This is a genomic window from uncultured Shewanella sp. (genome assembly GCF_947497935.1).
In the GTDB taxonomy this organism is placed as follows: Bacteria; Pseudomonadota; Gammaproteobacteria; order Enterobacterales; family Shewanellaceae; genus Shewanella.
The window spans coordinates 37,572-54,923 of sequence record NZ_CANMIO010000013.1; the positions used below are offsets into that span (position 1 = coordinate 37,572).

Below are 17,352 nucleotides of genomic sequence, written 5' to 3' on the forward strand. Positions count from 1 at the left end.
GGATTTATTCTGCAATATATTCAGTTACTTCTAAACCAAAGCCTGAAAGAGAATGGTAACGCTTTGGCGAGCTCAATAGACGCATAGAAGTCACGCCTACGTCAGCCAAGATTTGTGAGCCAACACCGACTTGACGAGATGTGCCCTTCCACTGCGCTGCAGCAGGCGTGCTACCGTTATCTTCGGCTTCAAACGCCTTAACTTTAGCGAGAATATCGCTGCTGTGTTCATGGCTACTCAATAGCACTAACACACCGCCTTCGCTGCTGATACGCTCCATCGCCTTCTCTAGTGGCCAGCTGCGTTGCTGATCGCGCTCTGAGTGCAATAAATCATTGAAGGTATTTTGCAGGTGTACACGCACTAAGGTGTTGTCAGAAACTTCACCTTTAACCAGAACATAATGCAACTGGTTGTCGATAGTATCGCGGTAAGTCAGCATCTCAAACTCGCCAAAACGGGTTGGCAGTTTACATTTTGCTTCACGAACGACGGTGGTTTCTTTGGTATTACGGTACTCGATAAGGTCGGCAATGGTGCCCATCTTCAAACCGTGCTTCTGTGCAAAGATTTCAAGATCTGGGCGACGTGCCATGGTGCCGTCGTCATTAAGGATCTCAACGATAACCGATGAAGGCTCAAAGCCTGCAAGACGTGCAATATCACAACCCGCTTCAGTGTGGCCTGCACGAATAAGTACGCCGCCTTCCTGCGCCATCAACGGGAAGATATGTCCAGGTTGCACGATATCTGAAGGCTTAGCATCTTTGCCTACCGCTGCTAATACCGTTACCGCGCGGTCTTGCGCTGAAATACCGGTAGTTACGCCCTCGGCCGCTTCGATTGAAACGGTGAAGTTAGTCGAGAACTGCGCGTTGTTGTTAGTAACCATCAAAGGCAGGTTAAGTTGCTGACAACGTGCCTTGGTCAATGTCTGGCAAATCAGACCACGGCCAAAAGTCGCCATAAAGTTTACCGCTTCTGGCGTCACCATGTCGGCAGCCATGATTAGATCGCCTTCATTTTCTCTGTCTTCGTCATCCATTAAGATGACCATCTTGCCTAGACGAATATCTTCAATGATCTCTTCTATACTATGTAACGCCATGTTCAGACCTTTATTTTTGTCACTACAATGAACAACGTGCATCGAGGTCAATGCTCTCTTGTAGTGAATTATTTAATGATTATGCTTATATCTATTACTTTTATACGCCTATTACGACAAATCTAATCGCCATAACAGGCTGAATCCAGTGTTTATCGCAAAAATCCTGAGCGAGCTAACAATTCCATAGTCACTTCCGACTTTGGAGCGCTCTCTTGCTCTTGGCTTGCATAGCTCATCAACCTTTCTAAGTGACGCGCAATCAAGTCCACTTCAATATTAACGCTATCACCAGCTTTCAAATCCACTAAGGTCGTTTCGCCTGCAGTGTGCGGCACAATAGTCAGTCTAAAACGATGACCTTGCACCTCATTGACCGTTAAACTCACACCATCGATAGTGATCGAGCCTTTATGGGCGATATAACGGCCAAGTTCCTCAGGTGGGCTTAACCAAAATTCGATGGCTTGGCCACGAAACTGTCTGTCATCCACATGAGCGATGCCATCGACATGGCCACTGACCATATGCCCGCCTAAACGAGTTGTCGGGGTCACAGCCTTCTCAAGATTAACGGCTTTTCCCACTTGATAATGAGAGAAGCCCGTCAAAGTTACAGTCTCAGCAGAAATATCTGCCACGTAACCGTCGCTCATCAACTCAACCACAGTTAAGCACACACCGTTGGTGGCGATACTGTCGCCAAGCTTTACATCTGACAGATCCAATTTACCACTGGCTACCGTTAAACGAATATCATCGCCGCGGCGCTCAACTTTTCGTAGGTGTCCGACTGATTCAATAATCCCAGTAAACATAAACTAATTACTCACTCTTAACGTTAAGCGGGTGTCTGGCCCCACTTTGCGCTCATCGATTAGGTTAATCTTTGGCACCTCTGACATGGCTTGAAAATCATCCAGAGTCAGCAGGTTCCGCCCTTGCGAGCCTAAAATTTTCATCGCCTGATACAGTACAATCTCATCGGCTAGCCCTTGATTAACAAAGGCCCCCGCAAGTGTCGCACCGGCTTCAACCAACACGGAGTTACAAGTCTCACCCAGCAGCTTCAACAATCCATTTAAGTCGATACGTGAATCAACTGCCGCTAATACCTGACTCTGAACATGAGCCGGCCAAGCGGCCTGCACGCTCTCGGGATAAGCTTGAGTCGACACCAGTAAAATCGGACTATCAACTTTAAACAAGTTTAAATCACTTCCAAGGCGAGCCTGACTGTCTAATACAACCCTTAGAGGTTGATGAATTTCGGCGGGGGCTAGCTGATTGGCTAGTGAGCCTAACTCTGCGTGACGCACATTTAAACTCGGATCATCGGCAAGAATCGTTTCAACCCCAGTGACTAAGGCACAGTGGCGAGCACGAAGACGCTGCACATCTCGGCGCGCTTCAGGGCCGGTAATCCATTTGGATACGCCATTAGACAGTGCCGTTTTGCCATCGAGGCTCGCGGCAAGCTTAACCGTCACCCAAGGCATGCCTTTTTCCATACGCTTCAAAAAGCCTAGATTAACCTGCTTAGCTTCTTCGGTCATCAGGCCAACATCGACTCGAATGCCCGCATCACGCAACATGGCAATGCCACGGCCAGAAACTTCTGGATTAGGGTCGGTCACCGCGATAACCACTCGGCTAACGCCGTGCTCGATTAACGCTTTTGCGCAAGGTGGCGTGCGGCCGTAATGACTGCAAGGCTCAAGTGTCACGTAAGCAGTCGCGCCTTTTGCGTCGCTGCCCGCCATATTCAGGGCGTACACTTCCGCGTGAGGACCGCCGGCTCGAATATGATAGCCCTCACCCACGATCTCGCCATCTTTAACGATAACGCTGCCCACGCTAGGGTTTGGACGAGTGGTGTACATGCCCTTTTGTGCCAATTCAATGGCAAGGCTCATCATTTGACTGTCTTCTATAGACCACATATTGGCGGCAATTCCGATTATTCGATTGATGAAGGGCTAGGCGCAGCGCTTAGCCCCGAATGCGTAGGTTATTTTTGTAGCTTGGCGATCGCTTCGCCAAACTCTGAAACATCTTCAAAGGCACGATAAACAGACGCGAAACGAATGTAGGCAACCTTATCTAAGTTGACTAATTGGTCCATCATCAAGTTACCAATCATTTCAGATTTCACTTCACGTTCACCAGTGGCGCGCAAAGTCGACTTAATCTTAGTCAATGCCTGCTCAATTTGATCCATAGAAACAGGTCTTTTCTCTACGGCTCTTAACATACCACCGCGCAACTTCTCTTCATCGAACGGCTGGCGACTGCCATCTTGTTTCACCACGCGAGGCATCACAAGCTCGGCCCCTTCGAAGGTAGTAAAACGTTCGTGGCACTGAACACACTCTCTACGTCGACGCACCTGATGGCCGTCAGCGACTAATCGCGAATCAATCACTTTTGTGTCAGTTGCGCTGCAAAATGGACAATGCATTTAGCCTCCGTTTAGAAAAAATGTTATGACTCACTGGATTTATACCTAACCTTTTAATTATGTCACCTTTGACAAAAATAAAAATGTGATTGGTACGACTTAAAACCTCAGAAAGTATGCTGTTTACATACAAAAATGGCCGCATAAATGCGGCCATTGGAGTCTAACTGATTTAACGCTTAAGGTTAACCGTAAACAGGGAACTTAGCGCACAATTCCAGAACCTGTCCTTTAACGCGCTCGCTAACGGCTAGATCTGAAATATCATCCAGTACATCACACATCCAGTGAGTTAACTGAACACACTCTTGCTCACCAAAACCACGGCGAGTGATTGCAGGAGAACCGATACGAAGACCAGAAGTCACAAATGGTGAACGTGGGTCGTTTGGTACTGAGTTCTTGTTAACTGTAATGTTAGCGTTGCCTAGGGCCGCGTCAGCATCTTTACCTGTGATGTCTTTGCTGATCAAATCAAGCAAGAATAGGTGGTTATCTGTACCACCAGAAACCACATCGTAGCCACGTTCGATGAACGTACGAGCCATTGCCTTAGCATTAACAACGACTTGCTCTTGGTAAGTCGTGAACTCTGGGTCTAGGGCTTCTTTAAATGCAACCGCTTTAGCAGCAATAACGTGCATCAAAGGACCGCCTTGGCCACCAGGGAAAACTGCAGAGTTTAGCTTTTTGTAGATATCTTCATCATTAATTGATGAAAGGATCAAACCACCACGAGGGCCAGCTAACGTCTTATGAGTCGTTGTTGTTACAACGTGCGCGTGTGGCATTGGGTTTGGATAGATGCCTGCAGCAACAAGACCTGCAACGTGCGCCATATCGACAAATAGGTATGCGCCCACTTTGTCAGCGATTTCGCGGAATTTGCCCCAGTCAATGATACCTGAGTAAGCACTGAAACCTGCGATGATCATCTTTGGCTTGTGCTCAACGGCTAGACGCTCAACTTCGGCGTAGTCAATCTGGCCCGTTGTTTCGTCGATACCGTACTGAACTGCGTTGTATAGTTTGCCTGAGAAGCTCACGTGAGAACCGTGAGTTAGGTGACCACCGTGCGCTAGGCTCATACCTAGAACCGTGTCGCCGCCTTGAAGTAGTGCCATAAATACGGCTGCGTTAGCCTGAGAACCTGAGTGTGGCTGAACGTTGGCATACGTTGCACCAAACAGCTCTTTAGCACGAGAGATTGCTAACTCTTCAACTATATCTACATGCTCACAACCACCATAGTAACGCTTACCTGGGTAGCCTTCGGCATACTTGTTAGTAAGCTGAGTACCTTGTGCTTCGATTACGCGAGGACTTGTATAGTTTTCTGAAGCAATGAGTTCGATGTGCTCTTCTTGACGGCGTGTTTCATCTTCAATTGCTGCAAATAGTTGTGGATCGTAATCCGCGATATTCATATCTTTTTTCAGCATTACTCACTCCAGCTGTAAAGTCTTGTAATAGGGTTGCGCGGTATTCTACAGCGCATTTGATCACAATCCCAGCATTTACAACATGAAATTACTTGCATTTCTAGATGAGTGAGTTTCGTAAAAAGCGCTAATGGACATAAAAATTGTTGGAAATAGTCGCAACGACATTAACCTGATTGTTAATGTTAAACGCCTCTAATTCAGATTTAAGTTCTGCAACGGATCTTGTAGAATTGCCTCCATTCCCGATTCAAAAACACAGTCAAAGAGAACTAACATGGCTCAGTTTGTATATAGCATGCTTAGAGTGGGCAAAATCGTCCCGCCAAAGAAGCAGATCCTTAAAGATATCTCATTAAGCTTTTTCCCTGGCGCTAAAATCGGTGTCCTAGGTCTAAACGGTTCAGGTAAATCTACCCTGCTGCGCATCATGGCGGGTCTAGATACTGAAATTGAGGGTGAAGCGCGCCCAATGCAAGATCTTAAGATTGGTTACCTACCACAGGAACCAAAACTAGATCCAAACCAAACCGTGCGCGAAGCGGTGGAAGAAGCGGTTGCCGAAGCGAAAAATGCCTTGGTACGTTTAGATGAAGTCTATGCACTTTATGCTGAGCCAGATGCCGATTTTGACGCGCTTGCAAAAGAGCAAGGTGAGCTAGAAGCCATTATTCAATCTCAAGATGCTCATAACCTAGATGTGGTATTGGACCGTGCGGCTAACGCACTGCGTCTTCCTGATTGGGATGAGAAAATCGAAGTCCTATCGGGTGGTGAGCGTCGTCGTGTCGCGATTTGTCGCTTGCTACTTGAAAAGCCAGACATGCTATTACTCGACGAGCCAACCAACCACTTGGATGCGGAATCGGTTGCTTGGTTAGAGCGCTTCTTACAAGAGTACACAGGGACTGTTGTGGCAATTACCCACGATAGATATTTCCTCGATAACGCCGCAGGCTGGATCTTAGAACTTGACCGTGGTGAAGGTATTCCATGGGAAGGTAACTACTCATCTTGGCTTGAGCAAAAAGATGCGCGTTTAACCCAAGAATCAGCGACCGAAAGTGCACGTCAAAAGACTATCGCTAAAGAATTGGAATGGGTACGCCAAGGCGCTAAAGGCCGTCAGTCTAAAGGTAAGGCGCGTATGGCTCGCTTCGAAGAGCTTAATACTAACGACTACCAAAAGCGTAACGAGACTAACGAGCTATTTATCCCACCAGGACCACGCTTAGGTGACAAGGTTATTGAAATCAATAACCTAACTAAGTCTTACGGCGACCGCGTACTGATCGATGACTTAAGCTTCTCAGTGCCTAAGGGCGCAATCGTCGGTATTATCGGTGCTAACGGTGCTGGTAAGTCTACCCTGTTTAAGATGATTTCAGGCGCAGAGCAGCCAGACAGCGGCAGTGTTGAGCTAGGTGAGTCTGTTCAAATCGCATCGGTTGAGCAGTTCCGTGACTCAATGAATGACAAGAACACGGTTTGGCAAGAGATCTCTGACGGCCAAGACATCATGCGCATCAACAACACGGAAATTCCAAGCCGTGCCTATGTTGGCCGCTTTAACTTCCGTGGTGGCGATCAGCAAAAGATCATCGGCACCCTATCTGGTGGTGAGCGTAACCGTGTGCACCTTGCTAAGCTTCTACAAGCTGGCGGTAACGTACTATTACTCGATGAACCAACCAACGACTTGGACGTTGAAACATTGCGTGCACTAGAAGAAGCGCTGCTTGAGTTCCCAGGTTGCGCCATGGTGATTTCGCACGACCGTTGGTTCCTAGATAGAATCGCGACTCACATTCTAGATTACCGCGACGAAGGTAAGGTTAACTTCTACGAAGGTAACTACACCGAATATTCAACTTGGTTAAAAGAAACCATGGGTACTGATGTGGTTGAGCCACACCGCTTGAAGTACAAGCGTATGGTTAAGTAAGTTAATCACACATTTAAAAGGAGGCTTCGGCCTCCTTTTTGTTTTTTGCCAAAAAGTGAATCTAATCACTGCCATCCAAAGCCAGCATCTCGCAAACAAATAATTTTCAAACCAGCAACAAAAAGCCTAATAATTATGCGAAGATAGCTATCGGTATAAAATAGCCAATTGAAACGGCAACAGTTTTCCCTGTGTCGCTAAAATAATAAAAGTACTCTCATGGATAAGAAAGCGATTAATGGACAACAAAGCTATGGACGATAAAACGAATTCGGTTCAGGTTAATACCAGTGCCGCTGGCGAAAACTCATCGGCGACCGCTCATGAGTCTACAACGCCTAAGACTCAGGATAAAACTCAGCCTAAAAAATCTACCGGCTTCTTAAATAGCATCAACCATTTTCGTGGCATAGCGATTATCTTTATCGTCATGGCTCACTGCTACCGCCCAGCGGGTTGGCAAATAGAAACCTTTGCCGATAAGGCTTGGTTTAACTTGATGATGAATGGCACGGTGTTTTTTGTGTTTATCTCAGGCTTTCTGTTTCACCATGTGTTTTATCATCGCTGGGATTACAAGAAATACATGAAGAGCAAAACCAAGTTTGTTTTTCTGCCCTACCTCTTATTGTCACTGCCCTGGATTGTGTGGCACCTCACGGTCGGCACTGATCCTATGATGCATAAAGAGCTTGCCGATATTACCGCTCCAGCACAGGCGGCGAGTTGGTATGTCATCACTGGCCGTACTCTTACCGCATATTGGTATATTCCCATGGGCATGATGCTGTTCGCCTTGTCACCTTGGGTCATGTATCTGATTAAAAAGCAGCAAGTACTCTACTACGCCATTCCATTGTTATTGATAGCCATCATGGTGCATAGGCCGATTTCCAACCTCAATGCGATCCAGTCATTAGTCTACTTTTTACCGGTTTATCTACTCGGGGTTTGGGGCTCGGCTCACCGCGATAAGTTATTTCCCTTTATCGATAAGTATTGGCTGCCGATGTTGTTGGCGGGGGTTGCCTTAGCGCTCATTCAAGCCGAGTATTTTGGTGCTGGCGTGCTCAATAAGGCGCCATTTGAGATGACAGTGCCGGACTTGATGCTACCGCAAAAGATCTTGCTGACCTTAGTCATATTGGCCATTTTAAATAAGTTTGAGCATGTCTCGATTGCGCCACTGCAAAAGCTGGCCGAGGTTAGCTTTGCCATCTACTTTATTCACCCTTGGATCACCACTCCCTGGTGGATGATTTATGACAGCCCAGACTTATTTGGCCTCGCCGGAAAAGGGAATATCTTCACCACCTTAATCGTCACCTTAGTGGTGGTCGCTATCTCTTATGCTATCGCGATAGTGATAAAGAAGATGCTCAGTAAACGTAGCCGCTATTTGATTGGTTGGTAAAGCGTGATATTAACCGACTCAATTTAGAACTAGATTCAGAACCAGAAATATAAAAACATTCAACAATAACAATTAATAAGAAACTAAAGATGATGTTTAAAACCCTACTCTGCGCCGCAGCGCTCGCTGGCATTTCAAACCAGCTTAACGCTCATGAAGCCATCAACTATCAGTTCGATGGTCCCTATGTCATCCAAGATGAGGCCGCTACGCAATCCCAGCAAACAGCCTATTGGATCTGCCATAGCCAGCTAATAAGCTCCTTAGTGAGTGAACACTCGCTAAAACGACCAGAAAACTGTGGCAAGTTACCTGAGCCGCTCCTCAGCGAGGATGTCAAACAGGTGATGCCTGACAGTTATAATGGCGTGAAAAAGGTCGTTGCCCTTAGCGATGTCCATGGCCAGTATGATGTATTAATCACTCTGCTAAAAAACCAAAAAATAATAGATGCCGATAACAACTGGGCCTTTGGTGATGGGCATATGGTGATGACAGGCGATATGTTCGACCGCGGCGATCAGATAAACGAAGTGCTGTGGTTTATGTATCAACTCGACAGGCAAGCCAAAGCCGCAGGCGGTATGTTGCACCTGCTTATGGGTAACCACGAGCAAATGGTACTCGGTGGTGACTTAAGGTATGTCCATGAGCGTTATGAGTTAGCTAGCAAATTACTCGATAGAAGCAACGATGCCCTTTATGGCGAAGACACCGAAATTGGCCAGTGGCTTAGAAGTAAAAACACCCTAGTTAAGGTCAATGACGTGCTTTACATGCACGGCGGCATAAGTAGTGAATGGTTAGAGCGTCAGTTGACCATCGAAGAGGCTAACCAGCTATTTCGCGCGAATATTGGCAGGCCAAAAGCGGAGCTAAAACAAGATGAGTTATTAAACTTCCTGTTTTATGGCAATGGCCCAACTTGGTATCGGGGCTATTTTAAAGACAGCTTTTCCGAAGCTGAGCTGGATAAAATCCTCACCTATTTTGACGTCAACCGTATCACCGTCGGCCACACCTCTCAAAAGCAGGTGTTAGGGCTGTTTGATAATAAGATTATTGCAATCGATAGCAGCATAAAACTCGGTGAACAGGGTGAGCTGCTGCTTATCCAGAATGGCGAATTAACTCGTGGTCTCTATGACGGTTCTCGCCAAGCGTTATAAATCAGCATAAGAGCCAATTGAATATTGAGTAGCAGTCAGCCAACAAACATGGCTGACTCTTAATCCCTGATGCTAAACTACAGGCCTAAAAACTGAGTCTAAACAGCAGAGCCTTAAAAAACTGAGCCTTAATAACTGAATCTTAATAACTGAGTCTAAACAGCAGAGCCTTAATAACTGAGTCTAAACAGCAGAGCCTTAATATCTAGCCCACCTTACCAGCCTACGAACACTCCTCCCTTTAATAGTGAGCCACTAACATCTAGCTCGATTTAACCACAAGCTCAATGGCTATTTTTGTGTACCTAGCCCAACTTTTTCACAGACCAAACGCAAACATTGCAAATAATATGATCAGAAAACCATATCAAATGTTAACTGTGATAACTTTCAGATCCAAAAATGTAAAACATCATATTCTAATTTTCTTTACTTTACATTGCTTTACCCTACAAGCTTGGATTTTTATCTAGAATAATCCCAACTTTAGCTGTGTAAGTAATCACTCATGAGATCATCCTATTTCCTTCTACCTCTGGCATTAATTATTGCGGGAGCATTTACCTTCAGTAGTCTGTCTGAAGCGAAGCGAGCCGACTCAAAAGATAGACCCGTTCGGACTGTTCCTGTCGTTACCGGTCTTGTTGAGCAGCATGAACTGTCTCAGGCACTCTCGCTTATTGGCAAATTGGATGCAGAACAATCGGTTTTCATTGCGCCGCAAATCACTGGCAAAATTAAATCAGTGCAAGTCAACACAGATCAAGAGATCGCTCAAGGGCAGATCTTAGTGCAACTTGACGATGCCAAAGCGCAAGCATCGCTTGCTGAAGCCGCTGCCTACCTTGCCGATGAAAAGAGAAAGCTCAAAGAGTTCCAAAAGCTGATTGATCAAAACGCGATTACTAAAACAGAAATTGACGCCCAAAAAGCCAGTGTCGATATGGCCAGTGCTCGCTTAGCCGCAGCTCAGGCCGATCTTGATTATCATTATTTAAGTGCACCTTTCGCAGGGACTGCCGGCCTTATCGATTTTAGTCAGGGCAAGATGGTCAGTGCAGGAACTGAATTATTAACTCTTGATGACCTTTCGAGCATGCGCCTCGATCTTCAAGTACCAGAAAACTACTTATCACAGCTAAGTATTGGTATGTCAGTGGTTGCAAAAAGCCGCGCTTGGCCTAAGCAAGAGTTTGTCGGCAAAGTTATCGCTATTGATTCACGTGTTAACCAAGACACCTTAAACCTACGTGTACGCGTTCAGTTTAGTAATCCAAAGCACCAACTAAAACCTGGCATGTTGATGTCTGCAACTATGCTATTCCCAAGTGTGTCAGAACCGGTGATTCCAGTACAAGCGCTTGAATACTCAGGGACTAACCGCTTTGTGTATGTTATTGGTGCAGACAATATTGCTAAGCGCACTAAAGTCACGCTAGGCGCGCGTATTAATGATGAAGTGTTGATCACCGACGGCATTAAAATTGGCGACAAAGTGGTAGTCCAAGGCCTTGTGAATATGCGCGATGGTTTACGTGTCGATGATTTAGCCCAGTCGGCTCTCGCTAAAAAACAAGCCAAGGCAGCGCAAGAAGAACAACAAGCAAGAGGAAGCATCTAAATGTGGTTGTCTGATGTTTCAGTAAAACGCCCGGTTGTCGCTATCGTATTAAGCTTATTGCTGTGCGTATTTGGCATGGTCTCATTTAGCAAACTCGCAGTACGCGAAATGCCTGATGTAGAAAGCCCTGTCGTTACCGTAATGACCACCTATTCTGGTGCTTCCGCCACCATTATGGAAAGCCAGATCACCACCGCACTAGAGTCGGAATTAACCGGTATTAGCGGTGTAGACCAAATCGAGTCTGTTACCCGAAATGGTATGTCGCGTATTACTGTTACTTTCTTTATCGGTTGGGATCTTACTGAAGGTGTCAGTGACGTGCGAGATGCGGTAGCAAGAGCCCAGCGCCGCCTGCCTGATGAAGCCGACGATCCAGTTGTATCTAAAGATAACGGTACAGGCGAGCCTTCTGTGTATGTCAATTTAAGTTCATCGACTATGGATAGAACTCAGCTGACAGACTACGCTCAGCGCGTATTAGAAGACAGATTCAGCCTTATCTCTGGCGTCAGTAGCGTTGATATTTCTGGTGGCCTATACAAGGTAATGTATGTGCAGCTTAAGCCTGAACTCATGGCTGGCCGAAACGTTACCACCTCAGATATTGTTAATGTACTGAATAAAGAAAACGTCGAAACGCCTGGCGGTCAAGTCCGTAACGACACAACAGTAATGGCTGTTCGTACAGCGCGCCTTTATCAGAGCCCAGAAGACTTTAACTACTTAGTACTACGCACTGAAAGCGACGGTTCTCAAGTCTATTTAAAAGATGTGGCTAGCGTATTTATTGGCGCAGAAAACGAAAACTCGACCTTTAAAAGTGACGGCGTAGTTAACATCAGTCTGGGTATCGTAGCCCAATCTGATGCAAACCCACTGGAAGTGGCGCAAGACGTTCACAAAGAAGTCGATCTAATCCAAGACTTCTTACCTGATGGTACAAACCTGATTGTCGATTACGACTCTACCGTTTTTATCGACCGCTCTATTGATGAAGTATTTAGCACCTTAGCCGTAACCGCATTGCTGGTCATTTTGGTGTTATACATCTTTATTGGTCAAGCTAGAGCCACCTTAATTCCAGCCGTTACTGTACCGGTATCACTTATCTCAGCATTTATTGCTGCCAACGTCTTCGGTTATTCAATTAACCTACTCACCCTAATGGCGCTGATTTTATCTATCGGTTTGGTAGTGGATGACGCCATCGTTGTAGTAGAAAACATTTTCCACCATATCGAAAAAGGCGAACCTCCGTTACTAGCAGCATATAATGGTACCCGAGAAGTAGGCTTTGCCGTTATAGCAACCACTGCAGTACTGGTTATGGTGTTCCTCCCCATCTCCTTTATGGAAGGTATGGTTGGTCTACTGTTTACCGAGTTCTCTGTCATGCTTGCCGTTTCGGTGCTGTTTTCATCATTGATTGCACTGACATTGACCCCTGTGCTTGGCAGTAAAATTCTCAAGGCGAATGTGAAGCCAAACCGCTTTAACCTAATGGTCGATTGTGCCTTTAACCGCCTCGAGAATGGCTACCGTAAAATGGTCACTAAAGCGGTTAATTTACGTTTAGCCGCACCTTTGGTAATTATCGCGTGTGTGCTTGGTAGTGGCTGGTTAATGCAACAAGTTCCAGCTCAGCTTGCACCTAGTGAAGACCGTGGGGTGATTTTTGCCTTTATCAAAGGCGCTGAAGGCACCAGTTACAACCGTATGGCCGCGAACATGGAGATCGCAGAAGATAAGCTAATGCCACTATTAGGCCAAGGCGTTGTAAAGTCGTTTAGTATTCAAGCCCCAGCCTTTGGCGGCCGCGCTGGCGACCAAACAGGCTTTGTGATCATTCAGCTAGAAGATTGGAATGACAGAACCGTTAATGCTCAGCAAGCATTAGGCGTTATCGCCAACGCGTTAAAAGGTATTCCAGATGTAATGGTGCGTCCTTTACTGCCAGGCTTTAGAGGCGGTTCAAGTGAGCCAGTGCAATTTGTACTGGGTGGCTCTGACTACCAAGAGCTATTTAAATGGGCCACAATGCTTGAAGAAGAAGCGCTATATAGCCCGATATTTGAAAGCCCTGAAATCGACTATAAAGAAACCTCTCCAGAGCTTGTGGTTACCGTTGATAAAGAGCGTGCAGCGCAGCTTGGCATTAGTGTTGCTGAAGTATCTGAAACCTTAGAGATCATGCTTGGCGGTCGCAGTGAAACCACCTTTGTTGAACGTGGTGAAGAGTACGATGTTTATCTGCGCGGCGACGAGGACAGCTTTAATAACGTTGCAGATCTAAGCCAGATTTATATGCGCTCAAACAAGGGCGAGCTCATCACCTTAGATACCATTACTCATATTGAAGAAGTGGCGTCGGCGCTTAAACTTAGCCACAATAACAAGCAAAAATCGATCACCCTAAAGGCGAACTTAGGCGATGGCTACACCTTAGGTGAAGCATTAGACTTCTTAGATCAAAAAGCGATTGAGATGCTGCCAAGTGACATCACAGTGGCTTATACCGGTGAGTCGAAAGACTTTAAAGAAAATCAAAGCAGCATCTTTATTGTATTTGGTTTAGCCTTGCTCGTTGCCTACCTAGTGTTAGCTGCGCAATTTGAGAGTTTTATTAACCCATTAGTGGTGATGTTCACCGTACCTATGGGCGTATTCGGTGGTTTCTTAGGTTTGTATCTAACAGGCCAAGGCCTAAATATCTACAGCCAGATCGGTATGATCATGCTAATTGGTATGGTAACCAAAAACGGCATCTTGATTGTTGAGTTTGCTAACCAGCTTCGCGATAAAGGTCTTGAGATTGAGCAAGCGATTATTGATGCATCAACTAGACGCTTACGTCCAATTTTGATGACGGCCTTTACCACGCTGATTGGTGCAATACCGCTGATCTTATCTACGGGTGCGGGCGCTGAGAGCCGCATATCGGTCGGTACTGTGGTGTTCTTTGGTATGGCTTTTGCCACCTTTGTTACTCTGCTCGTTATCCCAGCTATGTATCGCTTAATTTCAGTGGCAACCAAGTCACCAGGCTTTGTCGAGTCACAGCTTAATCAAGCTATTAAGGATCACCAGCAAGTCTCTAACTGAAAATAGCATACCCAATTAAGGAGTCACCGCTCATCAGCAGTGGCTCCTTAACTTGCTAAAATAACCTGCTTAGCAAGCAAATTATTCTCCCGCAACAATTGGCTAAACCTACTCCCGTTAATACAATCTCCCCTATACTGATTGGTATAACACCCATGCAATTGGCTTCATCATTGTTGGTGTTTGCAATCGTTTGACTAACGCCATACCGCCCCGATGGCTAAGATTACATTCGTTGGAGGACTCCTATGCAGAAACCTAAGCCAAAAACTCTCGAGCCCATGCTATATGAAACCTTCAATATTAATGGCCAATATATTACCGAGCGCCGATCGTGCCTAGACAGAAGGGCAAACGAACAATCGGGTCGATTAGATCTGTATGATCGTCGTCAAGCAAATCAAAGGCGTACGCCCCATGTCGACCTATATATTTAATGAGCACTCTCGCTATGCTTATTTCTTCTCTCCCGACTATACAAGCAGAGATCCAGTCAGAATCTGAATATTGACTCAAGCTGCTAGCACTCATTTTGAATGCATCAGATTTTATACTTGTTCCAGTCGCTATTTTCGACTCGATGCAATAGTATTCTTTATTCCAAGTTACAGGCTTTAATAACGCTGACGCCTCTCTACTCGCAAGCTAACTAAATGAGTATAAAGTGAAAAAAATTGCCCTTTTTGTCGATGTTCAAAACATCTATTACACTTGCCGCCAAGCATACGGACGACAATTTAATTACCGCAAACTTTGGCAACACTTAGGCTATGAAGGCGATATAGAACAGGCCACGGCCTATGCGATTCATCGCGGTGATGATGGCCAGCTCAAGTTTCAAGATGCCCTGAAACACATCGGCTTTGAGGTAAAACTGAAACCTTTTATCCAGAGAAGTGATGGCTCGGCGAAAGGAGATTGGGATGTGGGGATCACTATCGACATCATGGAGGCGGCAAGCGAAGTCGATTGTGTCATTTTGCTCTCGGGGGATGGCGACTTTGATCTCTTGATGCAAAAAATCCACCAGAAGTACGGCGTGGAAACTCAGGTCTATGGGGTGCCGACATTAACCGCCAAATCACTGATTGATTCAGTAAACCAGTTCCACGAAATTGATGATAGCTTACTGCTTTAACTGTTTTTACTTTTAATAGATTGATACATTGATACATTGATAGTTTTACTGATTGATTTATCGATAGTTTGATAGCTTACCTGCATTCAAATTTAAAAATATCGGGCGCTTAGTTAGCATGCGCCCGCTCCTCAAACAGTCACCTAAATTAACCCTAGTGCTCCCTAATCAGACAAGCTATATAATCGCTGTTTATACCGCTGCGCCTGAGAGTGCCAATCGAAACGCTGCATCCTAGCGTGCTGCTGCATAGCCAGCCAAGCTTGGCTATCGACCATAGATAGCGCTTGTTCGAACATGGCGAGTAAGGATAACCCCTGCGCCAATAAGTCATCGCCTTCAAACACAAAGCCCGTTTCTAGGTGATGCACCGTATCTTTAAGACCACCAATTCGGTTAACTAAACATAACTGCCCTTCTCGCATTGCCAGCATCTGACTTATGCCACAAGGCTCAAATGAACTTGGCATTAAGAAGAGCGACCCCAATTGATAGAGCTGCTGAGACAATTGCTCGTCATAACCATTTAAAAACACAAACTGCGGATACTTAGCTGCAATATCACTAAACTCTCTGGCAATAACCTCATCGCCGCTACCAAGTAACACAAACCGAGCATCAGCTTGATGCTTAGCCAGCCTATCAAGCAGGGCCTCTAACACGGTTTTTCCCCTGAGTGATGCCAAAGCAATATCACTAGGGAAACGAGCTCTTAAGATCAATACCTTTTGATCTGTCAGTCTGCCGACTGAGGTCATGATAAAGGGAGAAGTTTGCGCTTCATCAACATGGCCACCATCAGCTTGCCCTTGCTCGCTAACGCTCCTTTGCCACTGCTGCAGCCGGTGCTTAGCGATAAAGTCCTGAGTTCTGACCTGAGTGTTACCCACCTGCCACGCTATGAGCTTTTCCTGTGCCAGCTCGATGTGGCTGTTAATCAGCTGCTGTCTGTTGAGATCTGATGTCGGCTCGGACAAATGATTGCTTTCACCACTGCCATCAGGGTACATACAGCCATTTAATATGCCCACTAAAGCCTGCTCTTCGAGTCTGTTAAGCAGATCTTGCTCGAGTCCCTCTCCCCCAAAGAAGCCTTTTTCTGCCTCTGAAGGCAATAACACCTCCTCGGCATAACTTGGCGATACCAGATGTACCTTGTCGCTCAGTACTATGCCTGCACGCATAGGGTTAATGCAGTTTGGGTAACGTGGATCGCGAAAAAGATTAAGCTGTTGCTCGCTAAGCTGTGCTAACAGCTCAGGATACCAAGCGGCAAACGACGAGGGCTCATCGCGTATAGGCCGGATCCCCTGTAGCGCCAGATTATGTATGCTGAACACGCAAGGCAGCGCCTGTAAAAAAGCATAGTTAGGATCAAATGCCCGCAATACTGCAAACGGTGCCGTATGCCAGTCATGTAGGTGAACAATATTCGGTAGAGCTTTAAAAAAACTCGATTGCTCAATCCGCTTCTGCGCTATTCCTTGATTATTGACTGCATGAGTATCACAGCGTAACGCTTCGGCAACCGCCAGATTAAACAACGCAAACTTAGTGGCATCTTCAGCAAATGGCCGGTTGGCATCGCCTTGTGAATAGGCACCATAGCTGCCATTAAACAGTGGGTGTTGAAACAGATAAAAGTTGCAGTTATCAAGCGCAGGATGCGCCGCTTGATAAACACCAACCTGATATTCCTGACCTGAAAACTGCAACTGAACATCACCAACCCAGCGGGCATCGGCTGTATTGATCAAGTTACCGAAATTGGGCATAGCTACATCGACAGCAACCCCCATCCCAGCCATAGCAAGCGGCAGATCACGGATAACATCTGCCATACCGCCAACCTTAGCGCCAGCTATTGCACCGTTCTCGGCAGCGAGCATTAATACCCTAGCGCCGTATTCTGATGCGGAGGCTTCTACATGGTTGAAAGAGGCCATAAG

Annotated in this window: 13 protein-coding genes; 7 read left to right on the forward strand and 6 right to left on the reverse strand. The window is 46.1% G+C overall.

Features of this window, described 5'->3' with window-relative positions; translation table 11 throughout:
• Positions 1-4: 4 nt before the first annotated feature.
• The 5 genes from ribBA to glyA form a co-directional block, all read right to left on the reverse strand.
• Positions 5-1,108 carry a bifunctional 3,4-dihydroxy-2-butanone-4-phosphate synthase/GTP cyclohydrolase II gene (gene ribBA / locus Q1A86_RS14735; protein WP_299807892.1) on the reverse strand — a complete coding sequence of 368 codons (1,104 nt, stop codon included), beginning with the start codon at positions 1,106-1,108 and terminating at the stop codon, positions 5-7.
• A gap of 152 nt (positions 1,109-1,260) precedes the next feature.
• A complete protein-coding gene (locus tag Q1A86_RS14740; RefSeq protein ID WP_299807894.1) occupies positions 1,261-1,926 on the reverse strand; it encodes a riboflavin synthase in 666 nt (221 codons plus the stop codon).
• Positions 1,927-1,929: 3 nt separating this feature from the next.
• On the reverse strand, positions 1,930-3,051 hold the full coding sequence (gene ribD / locus Q1A86_RS14745) for a bifunctional diaminohydroxyphosphoribosylaminopyrimidine deaminase/5-amino-6-(5-phosphoribosylamino)uracil reductase RibD (protein WP_299807896.1): 1,122 nt from the start codon (positions 3,049-3,051) through the stop codon (positions 1,930-1,932).
• Between the two features lie 68 nt (positions 3,052-3,119).
• Positions 3,120-3,569 (reverse strand): transcriptional regulator NrdR, encoded by a 450-nt coding sequence (nrdR, locus tag Q1A86_RS14750; RefSeq protein ID WP_012154416.1) that lies wholly within the window; start codon positions 3,567-3,569, stop codon positions 3,120-3,122.
• 185 nt (positions 3,570-3,754) lie between these two features.
• Entirely contained in the window at positions 3,755-5,011 is a 1,257-nt protein-coding gene (gene glyA / locus Q1A86_RS14755; RefSeq protein WP_299807898.1) for a serine hydroxymethyltransferase, read from the reverse strand.
• A gap of 277 nt (positions 5,012-5,288) precedes the next feature.
• Here glyA and ettA point away from each other — a divergent pair, with 277 nt between their 5' ends.
• From ettA to Q1A86_RS14790, 7 genes are all read left to right on the forward strand, one after another.
• Positions 5,289-6,956, forward strand: coding sequence for an energy-dependent translational throttle protein EttA (ettA, locus tag Q1A86_RS14760; protein WP_299807900.1), 1,668 nt, complete (start codon positions 5,289-5,291; stop codon positions 6,954-6,956).
• A 238-nt stretch (positions 6,957-7,194) separates the two neighbouring features.
• Positions 7,195-8,370 carry an acyltransferase gene (locus tag Q1A86_RS14765; RefSeq protein WP_299807902.1) on the forward strand — a complete coding sequence of 392 codons (1,176 nt, stop codon included), beginning with the start codon at positions 7,195-7,197 and terminating at the stop codon, positions 8,368-8,370.
• Between the two features lie 92 nt (positions 8,371-8,462).
• Positions 8,463-9,539 (forward strand): metallophosphoesterase, encoded by a 1,077-nt coding sequence (locus Q1A86_RS14770; protein ID WP_299808037.1) that lies wholly within the window; start codon positions 8,463-8,465, stop codon positions 9,537-9,539.
• 508 nt (positions 9,540-10,047) lie between these two features.
• Positions 10,048-11,160 carry an efflux RND transporter periplasmic adaptor subunit gene (locus Q1A86_RS14775; RefSeq protein ID WP_299807904.1) on the forward strand — a complete coding sequence of 371 codons (1,113 nt, stop codon included), beginning with the start codon at positions 10,048-10,050 and terminating at the stop codon, positions 11,158-11,160.
• Entirely contained in the window at positions 11,161-14,265 is a 3,105-nt protein-coding gene (locus Q1A86_RS14780; RefSeq protein WP_299807906.1) for a multidrug efflux RND transporter permease subunit, read from the forward strand.
• A 248-nt stretch (positions 14,266-14,513) separates the two neighbouring features.
• Complete coding sequence (locus Q1A86_RS14785; RefSeq protein ID WP_299807908.1) at positions 14,514-14,702, forward strand: hypothetical protein; 189 nt, start codon at positions 14,514-14,516, stop codon at positions 14,700-14,702.
• Between the two features lie 227 nt (positions 14,703-14,929).
• A complete protein-coding gene (locus Q1A86_RS14790) occupies positions 14,930-15,403 on the forward strand; it encodes an NYN domain-containing protein (protein WP_299807910.1) in 474 nt (157 codons plus the stop codon).
• A gap of 164 nt (positions 15,404-15,567) precedes the next feature.
• Here Q1A86_RS14790 and Q1A86_RS14795 read toward each other — a convergent pair whose 3' ends face one another.
• A complete protein-coding gene (locus tag Q1A86_RS14795; RefSeq protein WP_299807912.1) occupies positions 15,568-17,349 on the reverse strand; it encodes a glycogen synthase in 1,782 nt (593 codons plus the stop codon).
• Between the last annotated feature and the right edge of the window lie 3 nt (positions 17,350-17,352).